Here is a 22,311-nt window from a genome sequence, read left to right on the forward strand (position 1 = left end):
CGCGTTCGGATTGTCGGCGGAGCGTACTGCGCTGGCGAGTGCCATGCAAATATAAAATTTGAGTTCATATGTGGATTGCAATGCAGCATCGACGCGTGGGCTGCGGGGTCCCAGGCGGTGCGAGCCGGCGCGGCCTCCCTGTACCCTAGTCCTCTTCACCTGCTGCCGGGCCCTCGACGGAATGACCACCCCCTTGCCCAAGTACCGCGCGCCCGCCCTGGACAAGGGGCTGGACATCCTGGAGCTGCTGGCGCGCGACGGGCGGCCGATGAGCATGGGCGAGATCTCGCAGGGCATCGGTCGCTCGCGCGGCGAGATCTTCCGCATGCTGCAGGTGCTGGAAGAGCGCGGCTACCTGACCCGCACCGCGGGCGAGGGCGGCTACACGCTGACCAACCGCCTGTTCATGCTCGGCATGCAGCAGCCGCGGGTGCAGAACGTCACCGAGGTGGCGTTGCCGGTGATGCGCGCGCTGGCCGACGCGATCCGCCAGCCCTGCCACCTGGTGGCGCCGTCGGACGACCAGATCGTGGTCATTGCGCAGATGGACGTGCCCAGCGACCTCGGCCTGGTGGTGCGCCCCGGCCATCGCCGCCCGTTCGCGCACTCCACCTCCGGCCTGGTGCTGTTCGCGTTCCAGCCGGCCGACGCGCAGGCGCAGTTGCTGCAGCGTCTGGATGCCAGCGAGGTGGCCTACGACCGCGCCGCGTTCCTGGCCGCGGCGCAGGAAGTGCACGCGCTGGGCTACAGCATCCACCCCAGCGAGGCGGTGGTCGGGGTAATCGACCTCGCCGCGCCGATCCTGCAGCACGGCGTCGCCCGCTACACCCTGACCGTGCCCTTCATCGAACGTCGCCCGCAACCCATCGACGCGCAGGCGGCGATGCGCGCGGTGTGCGATGCCGCGGCGCAGATCAGTGCGGCGTTGGCGTAGGTGCCGTGATCCTGGCGAGTCCGGGGCTGGGATGCCGGGACGGTGTGCAGGAAGTGAGCTGGGGGCGTGCCTTGCTCAATGAGCAATCATCTGGCGCAAGCCCCGGGGGCGCGATCCGTGGCATGCTCAACTCTCGGGGCGGTGCTGGGGAGCATGGTCCATGCGTTGACTACCTCCTGGCAGCACAGCCTAAGCATTCAGCCAAGCCGAAGTCGCGTCGCGTTGCTGCTTAACTCGGGCGTTAGGCATTACACGAACAAAAGAGGGTTCCATGGCAACAATGATCTCATGCTTGCTAAACGGCACTCCCATCAGCGTTGAGACGGCGATCGACATGAAGGATTCGGGGAAGCGTGGAGACTTTCGCTGTACAGAGTGCAAAGAGCCAGTGCGGCCACACCGCTCAGGAGGCCACGCCGCAGCCCACTTCGAGCACTTGGAGCGGAACTCGTCCTGCTCGCAAAGCCATGTTCCACGTAATGCCTAACCATTCATTAAACCGACGCCGCTCCGTGGGTTGGCTTAAATTATGGTGTTAGGCTCCAATTAGGAGAGTTCATGGCTATTTTCGGAATCGGTGCCTACTACGATCGCGACATGAGTGGAGAATTCATCTCGTCAGGAGTCGCGGGTCCTGGTTGGTCCAAAGCTGACGCACCAGAACTGCATCAGTTCATTCAATCGCTGAAGGTCGGCGACATCGTTTATCTGAAATCCTTTGCACCGTCCAGCCCAGACATGCTGATCAAAGCGATCGGCTTGGTGGCAGACCAGCACCTTGTAGAAGACATCACAGTGCTTTCCGCGGGCAGGAACATCAAATGGGTGGTTACCGAGGAGTTCCGCATTCCCAAACCGAGCGAGCGCCTCAATGTCCGGCTTAACACTATGTACGAGGAGTTCAATCCCATCGTACAAGCCGCGATCATCGGCCGCTTGTTTGGCAGCTAACAATAATTAGGTCTCATGTCCGAGGTCTTGCTCTTCACCGTTGACGATGTATTTCAGCTTTCCGGGCGACTCGGACTTGTGTTGGTTCCCGGAATTCCAGATTTGCCGGGCATGCCGGTCGTCCATATCGGTTCACCGATCATCCTATCCATCCCCGACGGCAAACGTATCAACACGGAAGTGGCGGGCTTTGAAATGCTTAAGTTTGGTGGTCGATCACGGCCTGCCATCTTGTCCACCCCACTCGCGTTGCCGGCGGGTATTTCAAAGCAAGACGTTCCTTGGGGTACGAAGGTATTCTTAGTCATCAGCGGCGCTAGCAACACTGGGGCATAACAGTTCTTCCAAACGGCTTCGCTGACCCCAGCCGCTTAATTCAAGCTTTAGATACTAACATGGATCAACGGAAGCTCGTTCTATACCTTGAGGCTCCGTTTGCTGCCTATGACGCGACTATCGCGCCAGCAAGGGATGTCGTTCTTGCTGGCTTGAGCACAATCTGGCCTTCTGATTACTGGGTGGCACTCGCGATCGGCTGGCTTGAAGAAGGAGCGCCAATCGATAGTGAAATAGTTCAGATGCTCGACGCCACGGTCAAGGGACCATTCTCGCAAAGTGTTCGGCATCGAGCATTTGCATTAGCTAGGCGTTGGTGCCGAGCGCACAACGCCTAGCAACTCGTTCAAAGCGGACGTGCGTACCTCGCGCCGCTGAACCCCAACGTTAGACGGCATGAACCAAATCACGTCACAAGCGGAGATTTGCAAGCAATTCGGCTCGCTCTTTGATCCTCCCGGCGAGGATGGGCACGTGGACGTCTGGTATGACCCAGCGCTTTTAGCCGTGTAGCGCGCGGCCTAACAACGCATTCAAGACAAAACCGCTTCGTGGCTCGGCTCAATTGAAACGTTGGACCAGCTGACCTGTCTTGCACATGGAGCGCCGAGAAGTCCTGACGGAAGCATCGCTACCCGTGCGTTGACCGCGCTGCGTCCCTCACGCTGCGCACCGCGCATGCGGCGAGGTCGCTGCATGCCCACATATGCGCCACACCGCTGGAATGCGCGCCCACGGTGCACGTGACTCGATCCCCAGCCTGATCACGCAGTCGCTGCGCGTGCGCGCAAAGCGTTGACCTGTGCGCCACCGCTGCGCAGCCTGCAGGGAACACGGCGACATGGACACACGGCATGGCACGGCGGTTTCCCTGGAGTTGGTTGGCGGTGCTGGCGGCATGCGCGTTGGTGCTGGTGCTGGCCTGGCAGAACCGCGGTCTGCGCGAGGAACGGCGCTGGTTCGTCACCCGCACCACCGAGCCGTATTTGGGCATGTATGTGCCGCGCATCGCCGCTACCACCTTGGACGGTGCGCCGCTGACGCTGGGTGAGCCGGCGACCGAGCGACAAGTCCTGTTCTTCTTCACCACCACCTGCCCGTACTGCAAGCGCTCGGCGCCGCAGATGGTGCAGGCCGCGCAGCGTCTGGCCGCGCAGCAGCCCGACGTGCAGGTGCTGGGCGTGTGCCAGTGCAGCCCCGCGCAGGCGCAGCGCTACGCCGCCGAGCACGGCTTTACGTTTCCGGTGACCACGTTGACCGACCGCCGCGCACTGATGCTGTTCCGCGCGCGCAACGTGCCGACGCTGCTGGCGCTGGACCACGAAGGACGCGTGCGCTATGCGCGCGTCGGCGTTTTCGAGACCACGGAGCGGATGCAGGACCTGATGGCCGCAGTGCGTCGCACGGATGCGCCGCCGGCCTTGGCAACCATCGAGGAGTAAGCCATGAAACAGCGTTGGACAGCGTTACGCAACGGGATGCTTGCGGCCGTGTTCCTGGCCAGCATGGGCTTCGGCGCGGTGCAGGCGACCGCCGGCGACGGTATCGAGAAGGAGGCGGCCTGCAGCGCCTGGGCCTGCCAGCAGGAGTGCGCACCGTTTGGCGGCGAGTTGGGGCCGGGCGGGCCCGGAAAGCCGCTGGTCTGCTACTGCTGTGGCTGAGCCGTTTCCGGAGCCGGTCGCACCAGGCCGGCTCCGGCATCGGGGCAGGCCTGGCGGCGATCACGGATCGCAGTGAGCATCTGCCGCGTTGCGACTCTGCAGGGCACGCCTGGTGCGCGCGATCGCGCCTTGCGTTACGGCCAGCCGCCGCCGATTCACGCAGGTTTGCGCGCTGGCTGGGCATGGTGGAACGCAGACCAACCAGGAGCGTTCCATGACCTCACCTCTTCATCCCGTCCGTCTGTCCCTGCTTGCCGCGCTGATCGCCGTGGCATTGAGCGGCTGCGGCAAGCCCGGCGACCAGGCCTCGCGTACCGCACCGGCCACCTCGCCGGAGCCCACCGCCGCGCCGGTCGGTGGCGAAAGCGGACGCGCACCGATCGGCGGCGACGCCTCGGCCAAGGCGATGCTGCAGGTGTTGGAGGGCAACGTGGTGGCGCTGTCGAAGCAGGCGCTGTCGCGCAACGTCAGCAAGACCGTGGCCGATTTCGCCCGCGAGACCATCGCCGTGCACCACGATGCCGACCCGGCCACGGCCGGCAAGGGCGGCCCCGGCGATGCGGAGAAGATCGACGCGCAGGTGGCCAAGGGCCGTGCGCAGCTGCAGGCGCTGGGCGATGAAAAGGACAATTCCGCCTACATGAACGCCTACGCGGCGGCAGTGGTGCGGCAGTACTCCGATGCACTGTCGGTGATCGATGCCGAACTGGTGCCGGCGGCCAAGGAAGACGCCACCCGCCAGGAACTGCAGCAGGCGCGCAAGCGCATCGCCGAGCAACTGGAGCGCGCGCAGGCGCTGGCCTCGGCCCGCTATTGAGCACCTGGCCCCTCTCCCATTGGGGCGACAGGGCGCGGCCTGCGCGCCACTGGCGCGCGCACCTGGAGCGCCCGCGCCGCAAGCGCGGGCCGGGGCGCGGAGCGGGGTTGGGGGTACGGCGCGGAGCGACGCGCAGAATTGGTGTGCACGAGGCTGGGAACGCGGCGTCCTCTCGAATCGGTAATACGCCCTAGCCGTCGGCAGCGACCGCGCGCGACGCCGGCCGCTCCTCGCGCCCATCCGGATGTCGCGCGAAGCGGGTCGGGTCGCTGCCGTGCACCGGCGCCTCGTCCCGCCATGGCCAGCCGCCGAACTGGGTGCGGCGATAGTCGGCCATGGCCTGGGCGATCTCGGCCTGCGTGTTCATCACGAACGGACCGTGTTGCGCCATCGGTTCGGCGATCGGTCGGCCTTGCAGCACCAGGAACTCGCTCGCCTCGCCGTCGCCATTGACCAACTCGACCGCCTGATCGGCGCGCAGCTCGATCGCCGCATGGCGGGTCACCGGGCGCCCGCCCACCGTCACCGCTGCGCCCTTGAAGAAGTACAGGCTGCGGCGCGTGCCGCGTCCTTGCGCGGCGGGCAGGGTCCAGCGTGCGCCGGGTGCCATGCGGATCGTCCAGATGGCCACATCGGCATCGTCCTGCGCGGCCCACGAATCCGGTGGCGGCGCGAGCGGGCCGCCGGCGCTGCCGGGCGCGGCGTCGACCGGGCCGATGCGGCCGGCCACGCAGGCCACCTCGGTGGTGCGGCCGGCATCGTCGGTGGCGGTGAAGCGCGGCAGGTCTTCCGACCAGAACATGGTGAAGTGCGGCGCAGCCAGCTTGTTGCGCGCCGGCAGGTTGAGCCAGATCTGGAACAGCTCCAGCGGGTTGGGTGCGGCCGTGTCCAGCAGCGGGAACATCTCCGAATGGACGATGCCCGCGCCGGCCGTCACCCACTGCACGTCGCCGGCGCCGAAGCGCGCCGCCGCACCGAGCGAATCGGCATGGTCGATCAGGCCCTTGCGCACGATGGTCACGGTCTCGAAGCCACGGTGCGGATGACCGGGAAAGCCGGGAATCTCTTCGCCGTGATACATGCTCCAGCCGTCCTTGCGGCTGAAGTCCTGGCCGATGGCGCGGCCATGCAGGGACGCCGCCGGCCCCATCGCACCGTTGCCGGCGGGGTAGGCATCGTCGTGGTAGACGCAGAACAGGAACGGGTCGATCGTGTCCCAAGGGAAGCCAAGCGGCTTGATCTGGACGATGGGGTCGGTCATGGAGAGATCCTTCATGCGAACGCCGCCCAAGATTGGACGCGGCAACCTTCACGATATGGGGCGATGCCGACGGAACGGAAGGCCGCTTCGAGAGACATCCTGTCCCGCACGGGAAACGCTGGGATGCGCCGCCGCCGCGTCCATGGCGAGGGCGCAGGCGCGGTGACCGGCCGCGTTGCATGCGCCGATCGCGCGAATCCGGCAGTCAGCGGTGAACTGAATGCTTGCCGGGGCGCAACCGCTCCGCTACGCCCGCAGGACCCGTGCGTCATCGGACTGTCATCGCCGAGGACCAGCATCGCAGCCTTTCCGAATCCGCCGGCCGCCGATGGCGCCGGCATTGCGAGTGGCTGGTGCGTTCCGAACCCCTGCCGGCGTTGTCGCGGCTGTTCCTGCAATGGCGGCCGTCGCTGAGCCGCTATTTCCGCAAGCGTCGCGCCGCGGCCTGGGATGCCGACGACCTGCTGCAGGAAGTGTGGCTGCGGCTGCAGCGCAGCGAGGCGCATGCGCCGGAGATCACCAATCCCGAAGCCTACCTGTTCACCATCGCCGCCAACCTGATGCGCGAGCATGCGCTGCTGCACCAGCGCAACAGCCAGCGCGACACCTGCCTGGACGATGTGCTGGAGCGGCTGGCGGTGCCCTGCGAGGCCGATGCACAGGTGCACCGCGCGCAGCGCCGGCAGCGCCTGGCCGAGCTGATGGCACGGCTGCCGCCGAAGTGTCGCGCGGCGATGACGCTGCGCTACCGCGACGAACTGGGCTACCAGGAAATCGCCGAGCAACTGCAGATCTCCAGCCACATGGTCAAGAAATACATCATCAAGGGCCTGGCGGTGTGCCGGCAGGGCATGGCGCGCTATGCGTGAGGATCCGCAGCGCGTCGCCGAGGCGGCCGCGGACTGGTACCTGGCGCAGCGCGAGACCGCGTTGCCGCCGGCGCGGCAGGCCGAGTTCCTGGCCTGGCTGCGGCAGTCGCCGGCGCACGTGGCCGCCTATTTCGACATCGCGCGGATGCACGCCGACCTGCCGTCCGCGGCGCAGGCGCAGCAGGCCAGCAGTGCGCAGCTGCGCGCGCATGCCTTGCGCAGCGGGGCGGTGGTGGTGCCGCTGCGCCCGGATGTGGACACGCCGACGTCGGTGCCCCACCCGCGTCGTGTCCTGCCACGGCGCAGGCGCTGGCCGTTGGCGGCCGCCGCCGTGCTCGCGCTGGCCGCCGTGGGTGTGGCGCTGCGCCTGAGCGCGCCGGAGCAGGTGCCGGCGACGGTGTACGCAGCGCCAGCGGACGCGCCGCGCAGCGTCGCGCTGGACGACGGCAGCGTGGTGCAACTGGAGCGCGGTGGCGCGATCGCGGTGCGCTACGGCACGCAGCGTCGCGACATCGCCCTGCTGCGCGGCAAGGCGGTGTTCGATCTCGGCCACGATCCGGCGCGGCCGCTGCGGGTCAGCGTCGGCGCGCTGGTGCTGCGCGACGTCGGCACCGTGTTCGGGGTCGACCCGCAGGCCGGCGGCGCCCGCGTCACCGTGCTGCAGGGGCGGGTGCAGGTGTCGCGCGATACCCCGGCGTGGTGGCGCCGCGGCGACCTGCCGTCGGAGGGGACGACGCTAGCCGACCTGGGCGGCGGCCAGCAGGCGCGGCTGGATGCGCAGGGCCGCGTGCTGGCGCGGCGCGACCATGCCGACATCGCCGACGCCACCGCCTGGCTGCCGGCGCAGGTCGGCGTGCACGATCGCAGCCTGGGCGAAGTGGCGCGCCTGTTCAACGCCTACACCACGCAGCCGCTGCGCATCGCCGACCCGGCGCTGGCGGCGCGGCGGGTCAGCGGCGTGTTCCACCTGCGCGATCCGGAGGCCTTCGTCGCCTATCTGGGCAGCCTGCCGGACGTGCAGGTGCAGCGCGATGCGCACGCGGTGACCATCCGCCACGCACCGGCACCGCTGTAAGAAAAAATTCATGCAATCGACGGTAGCCGCACGGCGCACCGGGGCACTCCTAGGAAGCATGGCCGTCGCGCAGCACGCGCGGGGCCGCCCTTCCTCCCCTCCGGTGTGATCGTCATGCGCAAGCCTCTCGTCGTCTCCATCGCCCTGCTGTTGGGCTGCACGTCCTCGCTGCCGGCCTGGTCGGCGCCCGCCACCGCGGCCCAAGCCATCGCGCCCATGCCGCTGGCGCAGGCGCTGGACCAGTTCGCGCGCAGCAGCGGGCTGCAACTGATGTACGACCCGGCGCTGGCCGAAGGCCTGCGCAGCAGCGGCGCCCCGGCCGGCCTGGCGCCGCCGCAGCAGTTGCATGCCTTGCTCGCCGGCACCGGCCTGGACTACCGCATGCTGACGCCCAGCTCGGTCGCCATCGTGCGCAGCAGCGTCGCCGCCGCGCCTGCCGCCGCACCACGGGCGCCGCGCAGCGCCGCCCCGGCCCGTGGCGAGGTCGACGGCGAACACGACGGCCCGCGCGAACTGGCGCCGATCAACGTCACCGCCAACAGCGTCGACACGCTGGCGCCCAGCGCCGCGCCGCTGGAGGCGAGCCAGCCGACCTCGGTGATCGACGAGCGCTTCATCCGCGACGGCCTGCGCCTGAATTCCAACTACGACGACATCATCAAGTACGCGCCCAGCGTGGTCACTACTTCGCCGGAAGGTCCGGGCCTGGGCAAGAACGAAGGCGTCAGCATCCGCGGCTTCCAGGACGGCCAGTTCAACATCACCTTCGACGGCATTCCCTTCGGCGATGCCAGCGACCTGCACCACACCACCTCGGCCTACTTCAACAATCACGTGCTCGGCCAGGCCGAGATCGACCGCGGCCCCGGCGGCGGCGCCACCATCGGTAACGCAACCTTCGGCGGCACCCTGGCGCTGCGCACGCGCAACCCCAGCCAGGTGGACGGCGTGACCGTGTACGGCACCGGCGGCAGCTGGAACACCTGGGCCGGCGGCGTCAGCGCCGACGAGCACATCGGCAACACGCGCCTGTTCGCGGACCTGTCCAAGGAAGCCAGCGACACCTACCTCAAGGGCACCGACGACCGCCGCGAGCACGCCTTCCTCAAGACCGTCACGGACCTGGGCGAGGCGACCACGCTGACCTTCGTCAGCAGCTACAACCAGGAGCACCAGAACACCGTGCAGGGCGCCACCCGCGCGCAGATCGCGCAGCATGGCTGGCGCTATGGCCTGGGCAACGATCCGACCCTGCAGAACTACACCGGCTACAACGCCGCGGCCTACTACTCCAGCTTCACCTACCTGGGCCTGAGCACGCGCCTTGGCGATTGGGACCTGGACAACAAGGTCTACTACAACAGCTTCGACCACACCGCTTCCAAGACCAGCATCCCCACCAGCGAGAGCGCTGCCGACAACGGCGTGACCTTCTACAGCGCGACCGGCAAGAAGCTGTCCAAGGCCGCCAAGGACGTGCCGGGCAAGCTCTCGGACAACGACTTTCGCGCCTTCGGCGACGTGTTGCGTCTGGCGCGGGACCTCGGTCCGGGCCAGCTGCAGACCGGCGTGTGGGTGGAGCGCAACCTGGACGAGCGCCAGCAGTTGCCGGTGGACATGACGACCGGCGCGGCCAGCGGCACCAAGTACGGCCCACTGTACAACTACAACCTGCACGACCGCACCGACACCCTGCAGCCGTACCTGCAGTACGACTGGAAGCTCAGCGACAGCCTGACCCTCAGTCCGGGTCTGCGCTACGCGCGGGTGCAGCGCCAGCTCGATGCCGAACTCAACAAGAGCACGCCGCCGGCGCCGGCGCACAGCGAGGCCAGCTACGACGCCACGCTGCCGTCGCTGAGCCTGCACCAGAGCTTCAACGAGCACTGGAGCGGCTATGTGCAGGCCGCGCGCGGCTTCCTGGCGCCGCCGATCGACGTGATCGAACTCAACGGCGCCCGTGGCCTGCGCCCGGAGCTGACCAGCAACTACCAACTCGGCACCAGCTATGCCGCGCGCGGCCTGACTTTCGGCGCCGACGTCTACTACATCGACTTCAGCAACTACATCAGCCAGACCCTGATCAACACCGACAGCGGCACCGAGAGCGCCTTCGTCAACGGCGGCGGTGCGGTGTATCGCGGCGCCGAGGCCGAGGCCACCTATGCGCTGACGCCGATCCTGAGCCTGTACGCAAACGCCAGCTACAACGACGCCACCTACAAGCACAGCAGCACCCAGGTCGCCGGCACGCCGCGGGTGACCGCCGCCCTGGGCCTGCTGTACAACAGCGGCACCGGCTATTTCGGTTCGCTGATGGAGAAGGTGGTGGGCGCGCAGTACGGCGTGGACAACAGCACCGCGGCCAACGGCGCCACCGTGTTCGGCAACGACCAGCGTCTGGGCGGCTACGCCAGCCTGGACGCGGCGCTGGGTTACCGCAGCACGCACGGGCCGTACGGCCTGAAGGGCTACTCGATCAGCATGGACGTCAACAACCTGCTGAACCGGCATGCGCTGATCGGCTACGCCGGCACCCGCTCTTCCGACAACCAGTCGCTGTACTTCGGCCTGGCCGGGCGCGGCGTGTTCCTCGACCTGTCGCTGAAGTTCTGAGGCCGGCCATGTTCGCTTCCCGATTCGCACGCGTGCGCAGCGGATGGCGCCTGGCCGCGGTGTTTTGCGTCGCCAGCGCCGCCTGGCCGGCGGCGGCATCGCCCAAGGCGCCTACCGCACCGGATGCGGCGCAGGTGCGCCTGACGATCGTGGTGATGCGCCATGGCGTGCGCGCACCGACGCAATCGCCAGAAGACCTGGCCAGGTACGCCACGCAACCCTGGCCGCAATGGCCGGTGGCACCCGGCCAGCTCACCGCGCACGGCGCCGCCGGCATGCAGGCGCTGGGTGCGCGCTACCGGCAGCGCTGGCTGTCCATGTCGGCGCTGGCGCCGGACTGCGCCGGATCCGGCGCGGTGGTGATCGCCGACAGCACGCCGCGCAACCACGACAGCGCGGCGGCCTTCACCGAAGGGCTGCTGCCGGGATGCCAGGCGCACTACCTGGCGTTGCCGACGACGCAGAACAATCCGCTGTTCCATTTCGGCAAGGACGAGGACAAGGACGACGATGCGCCCGCGCCGCCGTTGCACCTGGACGCGGCCACGCGCAGCCGGCTGCGGGCGCTGCAGCGGGTGCTGTCCGGCTGCGCGGGGTCGACCTGCGCTGCGCAGGCTTCGCCGCACCTGGACGATCCGCAGCGGCTGCAGGATCCGGTGCAGGCGGCCAAGGTCTTGAAGACCGCCGGCAGCCTGGCCGAGAACCTGATGCTGGAGTACGCGCAGGACCTGCCGTTGCCGCAGGTGGCCTGGGGGCGCGCCGATGCCGTGGCGCTGCAGCGGCTGATCGGCCTGCACAACGCCTCCTTCGCCTACAGCAAGCGGGCGTTGCCGGCGGCGCGTGCCGGCGGCTCCAACCTGCTCGCGCATCTGCTGGCGACGTTGCAGGCGGCGGCCGGGCAGGCGCCGGCGGTGGCGCCGCTGGCGCCGGCGGACACGCGCGCGCTGGTGCTGCTCGGCCACGACACCAACCTGGCGCATCTGGCCGGCCTGTTCGGCATCGATCCCATCGTGCGCGGCCAGCCGGACGCGTATCCGCCCGGCGGTGCGCTGCTGCTGGACATGGTGCGGCAGGACGGCCAGAACTTCCTGCAACTGCGCAGCGTGGTGCCGACCTTGCCGGCGCTGCGGGCCAATCGCTTCGACGGCCGCAGCCTGCGCGAGCGGCGCTGGCCGCTGCCCGGCTGCGGCGGCCGCCTGCGCTGCCCGCTGGCGATCGCGCTGCCGGCGCTGCAGGCGCGGCTGGATCCGCAGCGGATCGAGGCTGCCGTGCCGGCGATGACCGAGTGGCCGGCGCAGGCGGCGCCAGTGGGCGAGTAGACGCCGCCTACCTTGAGCGCTTGCGTGAGCGGAGCGCTACGCCTCGACACCGTTGGCGTTGGAAGTGACTGGCGGTCATCGTCACGCGCGTCGCGACTGAAGTCGCTCCCACAGGGGCGTGCGGCGAGCCCGCCGGGTGCACTGTGGGAGGGACTTCCGTCCCGACTGCAGACGGCCTGAGAGGACCAGGCAGGTCTTTCGTGCACTTCATCGCGAACATCGCCCGCCGTCACGGACCCCTCAGCGCGGAAGGTCGATCATCGCGGTTCCCCCACGCGTCTGCGCCTGCGTGCGCCGCGCTCTTTGCCAGGACCCCGCCATGTCCCCGATCCACGCCGCCGCGTTGCCCGACACCATGACCGCGATCGAGATCCGCCAGCCCGGTGCGCCCGAGGTGCTGGTGCCGGTGCGCGTGCCGCTGCCGCACCCTGGGCGCGGCGAACTGCTGGTGCGCGTGGCCGCGGCCGGCGTCAACCGGCCCGACGTGATGCAGCGCCAGGGCAGCTATCCGCCGCCGCCGGGCGCCTCGCCGCTGCCGGGGCTGGAGTTCGCCGGCGAGGTGGTCGGCCTGGGCGAGGGCGTGGAGCGCTACCGGTTGGGCGACCAGGTCTGCGCGCTGGTCGCCGGCGGCGGCTATGCCGAATACGCGGTGGTGCACGAGCGCAACGCCCTGCCGGTGCCGGCGGCGCTGAGCCTGACCGAGGCCGCGGCGGTGCCGGAAACCTTTTTCACCGTGTGGACCAACGTGTTCCAGCGCGGCCGCCTGCAGTCCGGCGAGACCCTGCTGGTGCACGGCGGTACCTCCGGCATCGGCAGCGTCGCCACCCTGCTCGGGCGGGCCTTCGGTGCGCGGGTGATCAGCACCGTGGGCTCGGCCGACAAGCGCGCGGCCAGCCTGGCGCTGGGCGCGGAGGCGGCGATCCTGTATCGCGAGGAAGACTTCGTCGCCGAGACCAAGCGCCTCACCGAGGGCCGCGGCGCGGACGTGATCGTGGACCTGATCGGCGGCGACTACCTGGCGCGCAACTACCAGGCCGCGGCGCTGGACGGGCGCATCGTGCAGATCGGCATCCAGCAGGGCAAGGTGCGCGAACTGGACCTGATGCCGCTGCTGGCCAAGCGGCTGACCCATACCGGCTCGACCCTGCGTCCGCGCTCGGTGATGGAAAAGGCGGCGATCGCGCGGGAACTGGAGGAGCGGGTGTGGCCGTTGCTGGCAGAGGGTCGCATCAAGCCGCAGGTGGACCGCTGCTTCCCGCTGCAGGAGGCGGCGCAGGCGCATGCGCTGATGGAATCCAGCGCGCATATCGGCAAGATCGTGCTGACGACGGACGCGCGGTGAACCGGGTATCGGTCGTGGCGACCCGCCTGCCGTCGTAGGAGCGGCGCGCTTCGGTCGCGACAGGCAGCCGGCGCAGGCACCGGCGCGGCCACACGGCACGCGCGCCCGCGCCCGCCGCTGGCCCGGTTCAAGCACCGCGCCGTATAGTGCGCCGCACGCGCGGTGGTCCGCGCTTGCCCGTGCCGGTCCCTGCGTGCGCCTGCTGCCCCGTTCCGCGTCGTCCTCTTTCCTGTTGCGTTACGCCTTGCTGCTGTTGTGGCTGTGCGCGGCGGTGGCGTCGGCCCAGCCGCAGGACGCCGCCGACGCACCGCCGGACCCGCAGACCCTGCTGGACAACGCCGCAAAGTCGCTGAAGGACGCGCGCGGCAAGGAAGTGGATGCCGGCAACCAGGCCGCCTTCCAGGACCTGGTCACGCAGGTCTCCGACGCCTCCAACGATGCGCAGACTGCCGCCGATGCGCTCTCGCAGCAGTTGGCGCAGGTCAATGCACGCTTGCAGCAACTCGGTGCGGCCGCCACCGGCGACTCCCCCGACATCGCCGCGCAGCGCAAGGCGCTGACCAAGCAGCGCGACAGCCTGGACTCGGGGGTCAAGCGCGGCAAGCTGATGGTGGTGGAGGCGCGGCAGCTGGCCGACGAGATCGAACGCGCGCGCGCCGAGCATTTCAGCCAGGAGCTGTCGCTGCGCTCGCCGTCGCCGCTGTCGCCGGCGCTGTGGAAGCAGATCGCCGCCGATTTCCCCGACGACCAGGCCAAGCTGCTGGCGCTGTACACGCTCGGCATGCAGTCGCTGCAGGACGCGATCGCCGAGCATGGCAGCGGTGCGCTTGGCGTCGGCATCGCCATCGCGCTGATCCTGCTGTTCCCGCTGCGCTACCTGCTGCGCTGGCTGGGCAAGCGCTATGCGGTGTCGCGCGCGCCGGGCAGCCGCCTGCGCCGGTCGGGTCTGGCGATCTGGTTCCTGCTGCTGGGCACGTTGACCCCGGGCTTGGCCGCACTGGCCCTGGCCGAGGCGCTGCGCAGCATCGATGCGGTGCCGGAGCGCCTGGACGCAGTGCTCAACGGCTTCGTGGTGGTCAGCTTCGCCGCGGCCTTCATGGGCTCGCTCGGCGCCAGCGTGCTGCTGCCGAACCAGCCGAGCTGGCGGCTGTTCCCGATCGACGACGCCACCGCGCGACGCCTGCGCAAGTACACCTGGGCCACCGCGGCGCTGGCCTGGCTCAGCAGCATGCTGCTGGTGATCAACCAGGCCGCGCGCACCAGCGACTCGGCCACCGTCGCCGCCGACGGGGTGATCGCGCTGGTCTACGGCGTGCTGATCCTGGCCACCCTGACCAGCCTGTCGCGGCTGCGCCGGCGCCAGTACTCCGAAGCGGCGGCGCAGGCCCTGGCCAATGCGCAACCGCCGCCGCCCGGGCAGCACGGCGGTGCGCTGGCGTTGATCGGCGTGCTGGTCAAGGTCGCGGTGGTGGTGGCGCTGCTGGCGGCGCTGCTGGGCTATCTGCACCTGGGCCTGTTCATCACCCGGCAGATCATCTGGATCACCATGATCGTCGGCGCGATCCGCCTGCTGATGACCTTCGCCGACGACTTCGCGTTGTGGCTGTTCGCCAGCGAAGGCCGCATCGGCCGCGCCGCCAATGGCGCGTTCGGGGTGCGCTCGAGCAGCCTGGAGCAGGCCGGGGTGCTGACCTCGGCACTGATACGGGTGGTGCTGTTGCTGATCGGCGTCGGCGCGCTGTTGATGCCGTTCGGCACCAACGTCTCGATCGTCTCGGACTGGTTCTCGCTGCTGTCCGATGGCATCCGCCTCAGCGACAAGGTGGTGCTGTATCCGGGCGCGATCGCCCGCGCGGTGCTGGTGCTGCTGCTCGGCCTGGGCGTCATGCAGTACCTGCATCGCTGGCTGACCCAGACCTACCTGCCCAAGACCGAACTGGACGACGGCTCGCGCAACTCGATCAGCACGGTGGCGCGCTATGTCGGCATCATCCTGGCGGCGTTGTGGGCGCTGGCCGCGCTGGGCATCGGCCTGGAGCGGATCGCGCTGGTGGTCAGCGCGCTGTCGGTCGGTATCGGTTTCGGCCTGCAGTCGATCACCCAGAACTTCGTGTCCGGCCTGATCCTGCTCGCCGAGCGCCCGGTCAAGATCGGCGACTGGATCAAGATCGGCGACCAGGAAGGCGACGTGCGCCGGATCAGCGTGCGCGCCACCGAGATCCAGGTCGGCGACCGCTCCACCCTGATCGTCCCCAACTCCGAACTGATCACCAAGACCCTGCGCAACATGACCCTGGCCGGGCCGCTGGGCCGGGTGCAGATCCAGTTCGCGGTGTCGCTGGGCACCGACGTGGTCAAGCTGCGCGCCATCCTGCTGGAACTGTACGCGTCGCATCCGGGCGTATTGGACGACCCGGCGCCGTCGGTGTTCATCGACTCCATCGCCAACGGCCACGTCACCCTCAACAGCTTCGCCTACGTGGCCTCGCCGCGATTGACCTACGGCACCCGCAGCGAACTGTTCTTCGCCCTGCTGCAGCGCCTGGCCGAGGAGGGCATCGCCCTGGAGTCGCCGCAGGAAGTGAAGCTTTTACGCGATCCTCAGGCGTAGCAGGGATTCGGGAGTGGGGATTCGGGATTGGTGGAGCGCGAAGCGACTTTGGCCGCCAGCTACCGGTGCTGCAGGTCGCAGCTGAAGCCGCTCCTGCGATTCCCCATTCCCGATTCCCCACTCCCGGCTTCTAGCGCCTACCGCGTTCCTCGCGCGCGCGGATGCGCCGGTCGAACAGCACGGCGCTGACCACGATGCCCAGGCCCAGGATCACGCCGAGCAGGAACAGCACCATCGCGATGGCCGGGTAGCCGAACAGCTTGCTGCCGGTGTCGATGCGCATCATCTGCGTGGAGGCCAGGATCAATGCGGCGGTGACGATGCCGGCGGCGACGCGGTTGGCGATCTTCTGCAGGCTCTCCATCAGCCGCGATTCCTCCAGCCCGGCCACGCGCACCTGCAGGCGGTTCTCCGCGGCCAGGGTGAGGATGTCCGAGAGCCGGCGCGGGCCTTCGCGCAGCAGCGCCTGCAGCTCCATCGCCTCGCTGGCCAGGTTGGCCGCCGACAGCGATTTCTTCAGGCGCGCGCGCATCACGTGCTGCAACTGGTCCTCGACCACCACGCGGGTGTCCAGGTGCGGCGATAGCGCCCGGCACACCGCTTCCAGGTTGAGCAGGGTCTTGCCGAGCAGGCTCAGCTCCGGCGGCGTGCGCAGCCCGTAGGCGGTGGCGATGCGCACCAGGTCCAGCACCACCCGGCCTTCGGACATCGCATCGTGCGCCGCGTAGCGGGCGATCATCTGCCCGGTCTCGCGCTGGTAGCGCTCCTCGTCGAAGTCCTCCAGGCGCGTGCTCAGCGCGATGGTTTCCTCGGCCACTTCCTCGCCGCGGCCGTCGACCGCGGCGAACAGCAGCTTGAGCAGGCGCTCGCGCAGCTTCGGCGGCACGTGCGCGACCATGCCCAGGTCGAAGATCGCCAGGCGTCCGTCGGCGAGCACGCGCAGGTTGCCCGGATGCGGATCGGCGTGGATCTCGCCGTGCACGAACATCTGGTCCAGGTAGCCGCGAACCAGCGCCGCGGCCAGGTCGTCCATCGGCTGCTCGGTGCGGCGCAGCCCGGAGATCTTGTCCACGCGCACGCCTTCGGCCAGCTGCATGGTCAGCACGCGGCGGCTGCTCAGGTCCCACACCGGCTGCGGCACCCACAGCTGCGGGAACGGGCGCAGGTGCTCGCCGAAGCGCGCCAGGTTCTCGGCCTCGGCCTCGTAGTTCAGTTCGGCCAGCAGCGCCTTGCCGAACTCGGCCAGCCAGTCGGCGAAGCGGATGCGCCGGCCCAGCCCGGTCAGCTTGTCGGCGGCGCTGGCGAAGCTGCGCAGCACCTCCAGGTCCGCGCGCACCTGCGCGGCGACCTCGGGCTTCTGCACCTTGATCGCCACCGGGGTGCCGTCGCGCAGCGCGGCACGGTGCACCTGCGCCAGCGAGGCGCTGCCCAGCGGGGTGTCGTCGAAGGCGGAGAAGGCCTTGTTGATGCCGACGCCCAGCTCGGCCTCGACGATCTCGCGGATGCGTTCGCTCGGAATCGGCGTGGTGTTCTCCTGCATCCGCTCCAGGGCGGTGGCGAACTCCGGCGGCACCACGTCCGGGCGCGTGGACAGCATCTGCCCGAGCTTGACGAAGGTCGGGCCCAGCGCCTCCAGATCGGTGACGAACTGTTCCGGCGTGCCTTCCGGCGGCAGCTCGTGCTCGCCCTGGGCGGTCTCCATGTCCATGCCGGAAAACACCCCGGAGCTGCGGTAGCGCAGCAGCAGGCGCAGGATCTGGGTACGGCGGCTGAGGCCGCCGACCACGTGCGGCGTGGCCGCAGCGTCGGGCGTCGCGCTCAAGGTGGGCTCCGGGCAAGGATGGGCGCGATCGAGTGTGGCGACGGCCGGGTCGTCGCGTGGTGAATCCCGCTGCGCGTCGTGGATCGCAGGTGCGCGGGCGTGGTGCCGGCGGCAAGGTCGGCGACGGCGCTGGCGGCCAGCCCGGCGGCGGCCGTTGCTGGGACGACGCACCCACGGCGTATCCTGCCCCGCAACGAGAGCCAGAGAACAGCGCGCAGTGCAGCAGGGTGAGTGGCGATGGCGGTGAGCGGGCAGGGATGCAACGGACGGTCGTGGTGCGTCGACCGATGGCAGATGACGCCAGCCACGCGACGTGCTGCACCGGCACCTTGCCTGTTCGGCAGGGCTCTCGACCGATGAGGTGGCGTCGGCTCGCGCTGCTGGCGGCTGGGGTGGTCGTGGTGCTGCTCGTGGCGGCCTGGCTGGGCGAGGACGGCGGCGGCATCGCCACCGAGGCGCGCACGGCGCTGCGGGCGCTGGCACGCGCGCTGTTCTGACGCGCCGAGGTCCGCTGGCCTCTGGCCGGCCGCCACGGCCGGCCTTACCCTTGGCTTTCGCTGCCCGCTGCCAGGAACACCACCATGTCCTTCATCGTCTCGCATGCCGTTGGCCATGCCCGTGTGCTGTCGGCGCGTGCACGCCTGGCCTTGCTGCTCGTGCTGCTGTCGTCGACCGCGACTGCGACCGCCGCGACGCAGACCCAGCGGTATGCCGGCGACGACTTCGACGCCAAGGCCTTCGCCGCCAGCACGCACCGCCGTTACGACCTGCAGGACTTCTCCGATCGCTACCGCGCCACCTTGGAGATCGAGGACAGCGGCGAGGTGTTCCGTCCCGGCATCGTGCGCGTGTTCGCCCGCGGCAACGCCACGCCGCTGCTCGAGGTGGCCTCGCCGGAGCTGGTGCTGGACACCGATGCGAAGAGCGGCAAGGTCAAGGCCAACGTGCACGAACTGCCGTACGGCGAGCAGAGCGTGCTGATCTACGACGATTTCAATTTCGACGGGATCAAGGATCTGGCGGTGATGGACGGCCAGAACAGCTGCTACCACGGTCCGTCCTACCAGGTGTACCTGGGCACCGCCGACGGCTTCGAGGCCGATGCGGACTTCACCGAGCTGGCGCAGAGCAATTGCGGCCTGTTCGAGGTGGATGCGCAGGCGCGCGAACTCCACACCATGACCAAGGACGGCTGCTGCTGGCACCAGTTCGCGACATACTCGATCCGCGATGGCGCGCCACTGCTGGAGCGCGAAACGGTCGAGGACGCGCGCGGCGACGGGCCGGGACTGGCGCAGGAGACGGTGTACCGCGACCGTGCCGGCAAGCGCGTGGCCGACATGCACTACCTGTGGGACGAGGAAGGCGAGACGGCGGTGGGTCAGCGCAAGATCCTGCTTGAGTTCCGCCTGGCGCCGGCTGGCAAGCGCATCGTGGTGTTCGCCAATGTCGGCGACGGCGCAAGCGGCGCGCCGTACTACGCGGCGCTTGGCGCGCAGCAGCGGGTGGATCTGCTGTATCCGGACGCGCAGGGCGAGGCGATGGACTACGACGCCGACCGCCATCTGCTCAGCTTCGCGCGTGGCGACACCACCTACCGCATCGTCGGCAACGCGCAGGGCGTGCCGCAGCGCATGGAGGTGGTGGTGCGCGGCAAGACTCAGCCGCTGGCGCTGCAGTCCGGTTCGGTGCGCGGATCGCTGCAGGCGGTGGCGCAGGTGCTGGACGCGGCGTCGGCGGAGTAGGGGGGCGACGGGGCGTTGCTCCGAAGCAACTGGCGATTTTGGCTTGCGCGCGTCGGGACTGAAGTCCCTCCCACAGTGCGCTCGGACAGCTCGCCGCAAGCCTTGTACGAGCGGCTTCAGCCGCGACGGGCATTCCCGAACACGCCTGCCGCCCCGATTGACCCAGACCTGCCTCGCACCGCATCGGCCGACCCGACCGGCCGCTTCACCGCCACGCCGCGAACGCGCGCGCCACCGCTTCGGCGCCGGGATCGATCACGCCACGTAAGGCGTCCGCGGGCACCGCGGCAGCGCGGCCGGCGCCGGCGCGGGTGAGCTGTGCGGTGGCATCGGCGCCTGCGCGGGCGGCGCGCGCGGCGGCCTCCACGTCGGCGCCCTGTGCCAGGGCGTCCAGTGCCGGCAGCAGCGCATCGAGCAGGGTGCGGTCGCCGCGTTGCGCGCCGCCGTAGTGCTGCATCCGCGCCACGCCGGCCTGCAGCGCCTGCACCCAGTCGCGGCCGTCCGCCAGCGCACCGGCAGCGGTGGTGAACAGGATCGACAGCAGCACGCCGCTGGAGCCGCCCATGCTGTGTTCGATCGTCGCCGCCAGGCCGCGCGCCAGTGCGGCGGTGTCGCCGGTGGCCAGCGCATCGGTGTCCAGCGCCTGCCGCAGGGCGCGCGCGCCGGCGGCGAAGGTGCTGCCGGCGTCGCCATCGCCGCTGCGCGCGTCCAGCGCGTCCAGCTCGGCCTGCGCGGCGATCAGGGCTTGCGCCACCCGGCCCAGGGCCGCTGCGCACTGCGCATCGCGCGCGCCATCGCGGTGGCGGTCGTCGCGCTTCAGTGCCGGCGCAAAGGTCTGCACCGCATGCGGCACACGCACGCCGGGCCAGCCCAGGGTCTGCACCGGTGCCTGCAGTGCGGCCAGCACGTCGGCATCGGCCGGGGCGAGGGTGATCGAGAAGCCGTGCATGTCCATCGAGGTCATCAGCGCTGCCGGCACCGGCATCAGCGCGACCCGCGCGACACCGATGCGCTGCAGCGCCAGCCGCGTCAGCACGCCCAGTTCCTGCGTCGAGCAGCCGCCGAGGTCGTTGAGCATCAGCACCAGCGGCGCGTCGGCGCCCAGGCGCGCATCGGCCTGCGCCAGCAGCGGGTCCAGCACCAGCGCCAACGCCTCTTCCACCGTGCCCGGCTGCACCGGCCGCGCGCCCGGCTCGTTGTGGATGCCCAGGCCCAGTTCCGGCGCGCGGCGGCCGACCTGTTGGCCGGGTACGCTGCAACTGGACAGCGCCATGCCCAGCGACAGGAGGCGGTCGGCGAAGGCTTGGCCGCGCTGCGCCAGTTCGGCCAGCGGCACGCCCTCGCGCGCCAGGTGGCCCACGTACTTGTGCACCAGCACCGTGCCGGCGATGCCGCGCGGCTGCGCCGCGTCGGGCAGGGCGATGTCGTCGGCGACCAGCACGCTGGCCACGTCGATGCCCTCGGCACGGGCGCGCTCGGCGGCCAGGCCGAAGTTGAGCCGGTCGCCGGTGTAGTTCTTGATCACCAGCAGCACGCCGGGCGCGTCGGCGCAGGCGCGGATCGCCGCCAGCACCGCCTCCACCCCGGGCGAGGCGAACAGGTCGCCGGCGATGGCGCCGCTGAGCATGCCCGGGCCGACGAAGCCGGCATGCGCCGGTTCGTGCCCGGCGCCACCGCCGGACAGCACCGCGACCTGGCGCGGATCGCGCTCGGCCTGCAGCACGATGCGGTTGCCGCTGTCGGTTTCCGACAGCAGCAGCGGTTGCAGCATGGCCGCGGCCGCGAGGACGTCGTCGACGATGGCGCGGGGGGCGGTGAGGAACTGGTCCATGCGGTGTCCTGTGCATGCCGTGCGGCGGTGTGACGCACGATAGCCGGGCCGGCGTTACGCGCGGTTGAGGCCGGCCTGCTCACGCACCTGGTCGGCGGAATCGGCGAGAATCGCCCCTCACCCCGAATGGAATCCCCGCATGGCCGGCGCCAGCCTGTTCACCCTGCTCGACGATATCGCCACCCTGCTCGACGACGTGTCGATCCTGACCAAGGTCGCGGCCAAGAAGACCGCCGGCGTGCTCGGCGACGACCTGGCGCTGAACGCGCAGCAGGTGACCGGGGTGAACGCCGACCGCGAACTGCCGGTGGTGTGGGCGGTGGCCAAGGGCTCGCTGCTGAACAAGGCGATCCTGGTGCCGGCGGCGCTGGCGATCAGCGCCTGGCTGCCGTGGGCGATCACCCCGCTGATGATGATCGGCGGCGCCTTCCTGTGCTTCGAGGGCGTGGAGAAGCTGGCGCACCGCTTCCTGCATTCGAAGGAAGAGGACGCGGAACGTCACGCGCAACAGGTGCAGGCGCTGGCCGACCAGCAGGTGGACGTGCTCGCGCTGGAAAAGGACAAGGTCAAGGGTGCGATCCGTACCGACTTCATCCTCTCGGCGGAGATCATCGTGCTGTCGCTGGGCGTGGTCGCCGGCGTGCCGTTCGTGCAGCAGCTCGCGGTGCTGGTGGCGATCGCGCTGGCGATGACCGCCGGCGTCTACGGACTGGTCGCCGGCATCGTCAAGCTCGACGACCTGGGGCTGTACCTGAGTCGCAAGGGTGACGCCGCCGCGGCGATCGGCCGCGGCATCCTGTGGCTGGCGCCGTGGCTGATGCGCACGCTGTCGATCGCCGGCACCGCGGCGATGTTCCTGGTCGGCGGTGGCATCCTGGTGCACAGCATCGGCCCGCTGCACCACGCCATCGAGGGCATTGCCCCAACCGGCGGGCTGGGCAGCCTGGTGCTTGCGCTGGGCAACGCCTTGGTGGGAATCGTGGCCGGCGCGGTGGTGCTGGCGGTGGTGCTGGGCATCAAGAAGGTGCGGGAGTAGGGATTGGAGATTCGGGATTCGCAACAGCGCCGTACATTCCCGCCCTCGCGAATCCCCAATCCCGACTCCCCAATCCCGCGCCGCC

General features: G+C 69.6%; 18 protein-coding genes. 15 read left to right on the top strand and 3 right to left on the bottom strand.

The features are described from left to right. Positions 1-181 precede the first annotated feature (181 nt). The 6 genes from CEK68_RS04665 to CEK68_RS04695 all read left to right on the top strand — a co-directional run bounded on the left by CEK68_RS04665 (position 182) and on the right by CEK68_RS04695 (position 4,699). A complete protein-coding gene (locus tag CEK68_RS04665; RefSeq protein WP_152238680.1) occupies positions 182-934 on the top strand; it encodes an IclR family transcriptional regulator in 753 nt (250 codons plus the stop codon). A 558-nt stretch (positions 935-1,492) separates the two neighbouring features. Beyond that, a complete protein-coding gene (locus CEK68_RS04675) occupies positions 1,493-1,885 on the top strand; it encodes a hypothetical protein (protein ID WP_152238682.1) in 393 nt (130 codons plus the stop codon). Between the two features lie 15 nt (positions 1,886-1,900). Further along, entirely contained in the window at positions 1,901-2,221 is a 321-nt protein-coding gene (locus CEK68_RS04680; RefSeq protein WP_152238683.1) for a hypothetical protein, read from the top strand. An 881-nt stretch (positions 2,222-3,102) separates the two neighbouring features. Continuing rightward, the gene (locus tag CEK68_RS04685) at positions 3,103-3,663 is read left to right on the top strand and encodes a TlpA disulfide reductase family protein (protein WP_193314109.1); all 561 of its coding nucleotides are present in this window, start codon (positions 3,103-3,105) and stop codon (positions 3,661-3,663) included. Between the two features lie 3 nt (positions 3,664-3,666). Next, a complete protein-coding gene (locus CEK68_RS04690) occupies positions 3,667-3,882 on the top strand; it encodes a hypothetical protein (RefSeq protein WP_026143700.1) in 216 nt (71 codons plus the stop codon). Between the two features lie 214 nt (positions 3,883-4,096). Beyond that, a complete protein-coding gene (locus CEK68_RS04695; protein WP_193314107.1) occupies positions 4,097-4,699 on the top strand; it encodes a hypothetical protein in 603 nt (200 codons plus the stop codon). A 190-nt stretch (positions 4,700-4,889) separates the two neighbouring features. On the opposite strand, the gene CEK68_RS04700 is transcribed toward CEK68_RS04695, so the two are convergent. After that, positions 4,890-5,960, bottom strand: coding sequence for a pirin family protein (locus tag CEK68_RS04700; RefSeq protein WP_226977753.1), 1,071 nt, complete (start codon positions 5,958-5,960; stop codon positions 4,890-4,892). A gap of 353 nt (positions 5,961-6,313) precedes the next feature. Here CEK68_RS04700 and CEK68_RS04705 point away from each other — a divergent pair, with 353 nt between their 5' ends. The 6 genes from CEK68_RS04705 to CEK68_RS04730 all read left to right on the top strand — a co-directional run bounded on the left by CEK68_RS04705 (position 6,314) and on the right by CEK68_RS04730 (position 15,792). Next, a complete protein-coding gene (locus CEK68_RS04705) occupies positions 6,314-6,829 on the top strand; it encodes a sigma-70 family RNA polymerase sigma factor (protein WP_193314108.1) in 516 nt (171 codons plus the stop codon). Further along, a complete protein-coding gene (locus CEK68_RS04710) occupies positions 6,822-7,904 on the top strand; it encodes a FecR domain-containing protein (RefSeq protein WP_152238686.1) in 1,083 nt (360 codons plus the stop codon). Before CEK68_RS04705 ends, CEK68_RS04710 begins: the two co-directional genes overlap by 8 nt. Before the next feature lie 114 nt (positions 7,905-8,018). Further along, positions 8,019-10,520: a TonB-dependent receptor gene (locus CEK68_RS04715; RefSeq protein WP_152238687.1), complete on the top strand. Its 2,502-nt coding sequence runs from the start codon at positions 8,019-8,021 to the stop codon at positions 10,518-10,520. Positions 10,521-10,528: 8 nt separating this feature from the next. After that, complete coding sequence (locus CEK68_RS04720; protein ID WP_152238688.1) at positions 10,529-11,839, top strand: histidine-type phosphatase; 1,311 nt, start codon at positions 10,529-10,531, stop codon at positions 11,837-11,839. A 319-nt stretch (positions 11,840-12,158) separates the two neighbouring features. Beyond that, entirely contained in the window at positions 12,159-13,181 is a 1,023-nt protein-coding gene (locus CEK68_RS04725) for an NAD(P)H-quinone oxidoreductase (RefSeq protein ID WP_152238689.1), read from the top strand. 232 nt (positions 13,182-13,413) lie between these two features. Beyond that, a complete protein-coding gene (locus CEK68_RS04730) occupies positions 13,414-15,792 on the top strand; it encodes a DUF3772 domain-containing protein (RefSeq protein ID WP_152238697.1) in 2,379 nt (792 codons plus the stop codon). Positions 15,793-15,922: 130 nt separating this feature from the next. Here the strand turns inward: CEK68_RS04730 and CEK68_RS04735 are convergent, their stop codons facing one another. After that, positions 15,923-17,614 carry an AarF/UbiB family protein gene (locus tag CEK68_RS04735; RefSeq protein WP_152238690.1) on the bottom strand — a complete coding sequence of 564 codons (1,692 nt, stop codon included), beginning with the start codon at positions 17,612-17,614 and terminating at the stop codon, positions 15,923-15,925. Between the two features lie 356 nt (positions 17,615-17,970). On the opposite strand from CEK68_RS04735, the gene CEK68_RS20940 reads away from it, so the two are divergent. Next, positions 17,971-18,111: a hypothetical protein gene (locus CEK68_RS20940; protein WP_017915346.1), complete on the top strand. Its 141-nt coding sequence runs from the start codon at positions 17,971-17,973 to the stop codon at positions 18,109-18,111. Positions 18,112-18,195: 84 nt separating this feature from the next. After that, positions 18,196-19,359, top strand: a complete 1,164-nt coding sequence (locus CEK68_RS04740) for a hypothetical protein (RefSeq protein ID WP_152238691.1) — start codon at positions 18,196-18,198, stop codon at positions 19,357-19,359. A gap of 205 nt (positions 19,360-19,564) precedes the next feature. Here CEK68_RS04740 and CEK68_RS04745 read toward each other — a convergent pair whose 3' ends face one another. Next, on the bottom strand, positions 19,565-21,190 hold the full coding sequence (locus CEK68_RS04745) for a dihydroxyacetone kinase subunit DhaK (RefSeq protein WP_152238692.1): 1,626 nt from the start codon (positions 21,188-21,190) through the stop codon (positions 19,565-19,567). A gap of 139 nt (positions 21,191-21,329) precedes the next feature. Here CEK68_RS04745 and CEK68_RS04750 point away from each other — a divergent pair, with 139 nt between their 5' ends. Next, on the top strand, positions 21,330-22,226 hold the full coding sequence (locus CEK68_RS04750) for a DUF808 domain-containing protein (protein ID WP_152238693.1): 897 nt from the start codon (positions 21,330-21,332) through the stop codon (positions 22,224-22,226). Positions 22,227-22,311: the final 85 nt, after the last annotated feature.

Origin of the sequence: Xanthomonas sp. LMG 12461 (genome assembly GCF_009192935.1) — a bacterium.
Taxonomy (GTDB): Bacteria; Pseudomonadota; Gammaproteobacteria; order Xanthomonadales; family Xanthomonadaceae; genus Xanthomonas_A; species Xanthomonas_A sontii.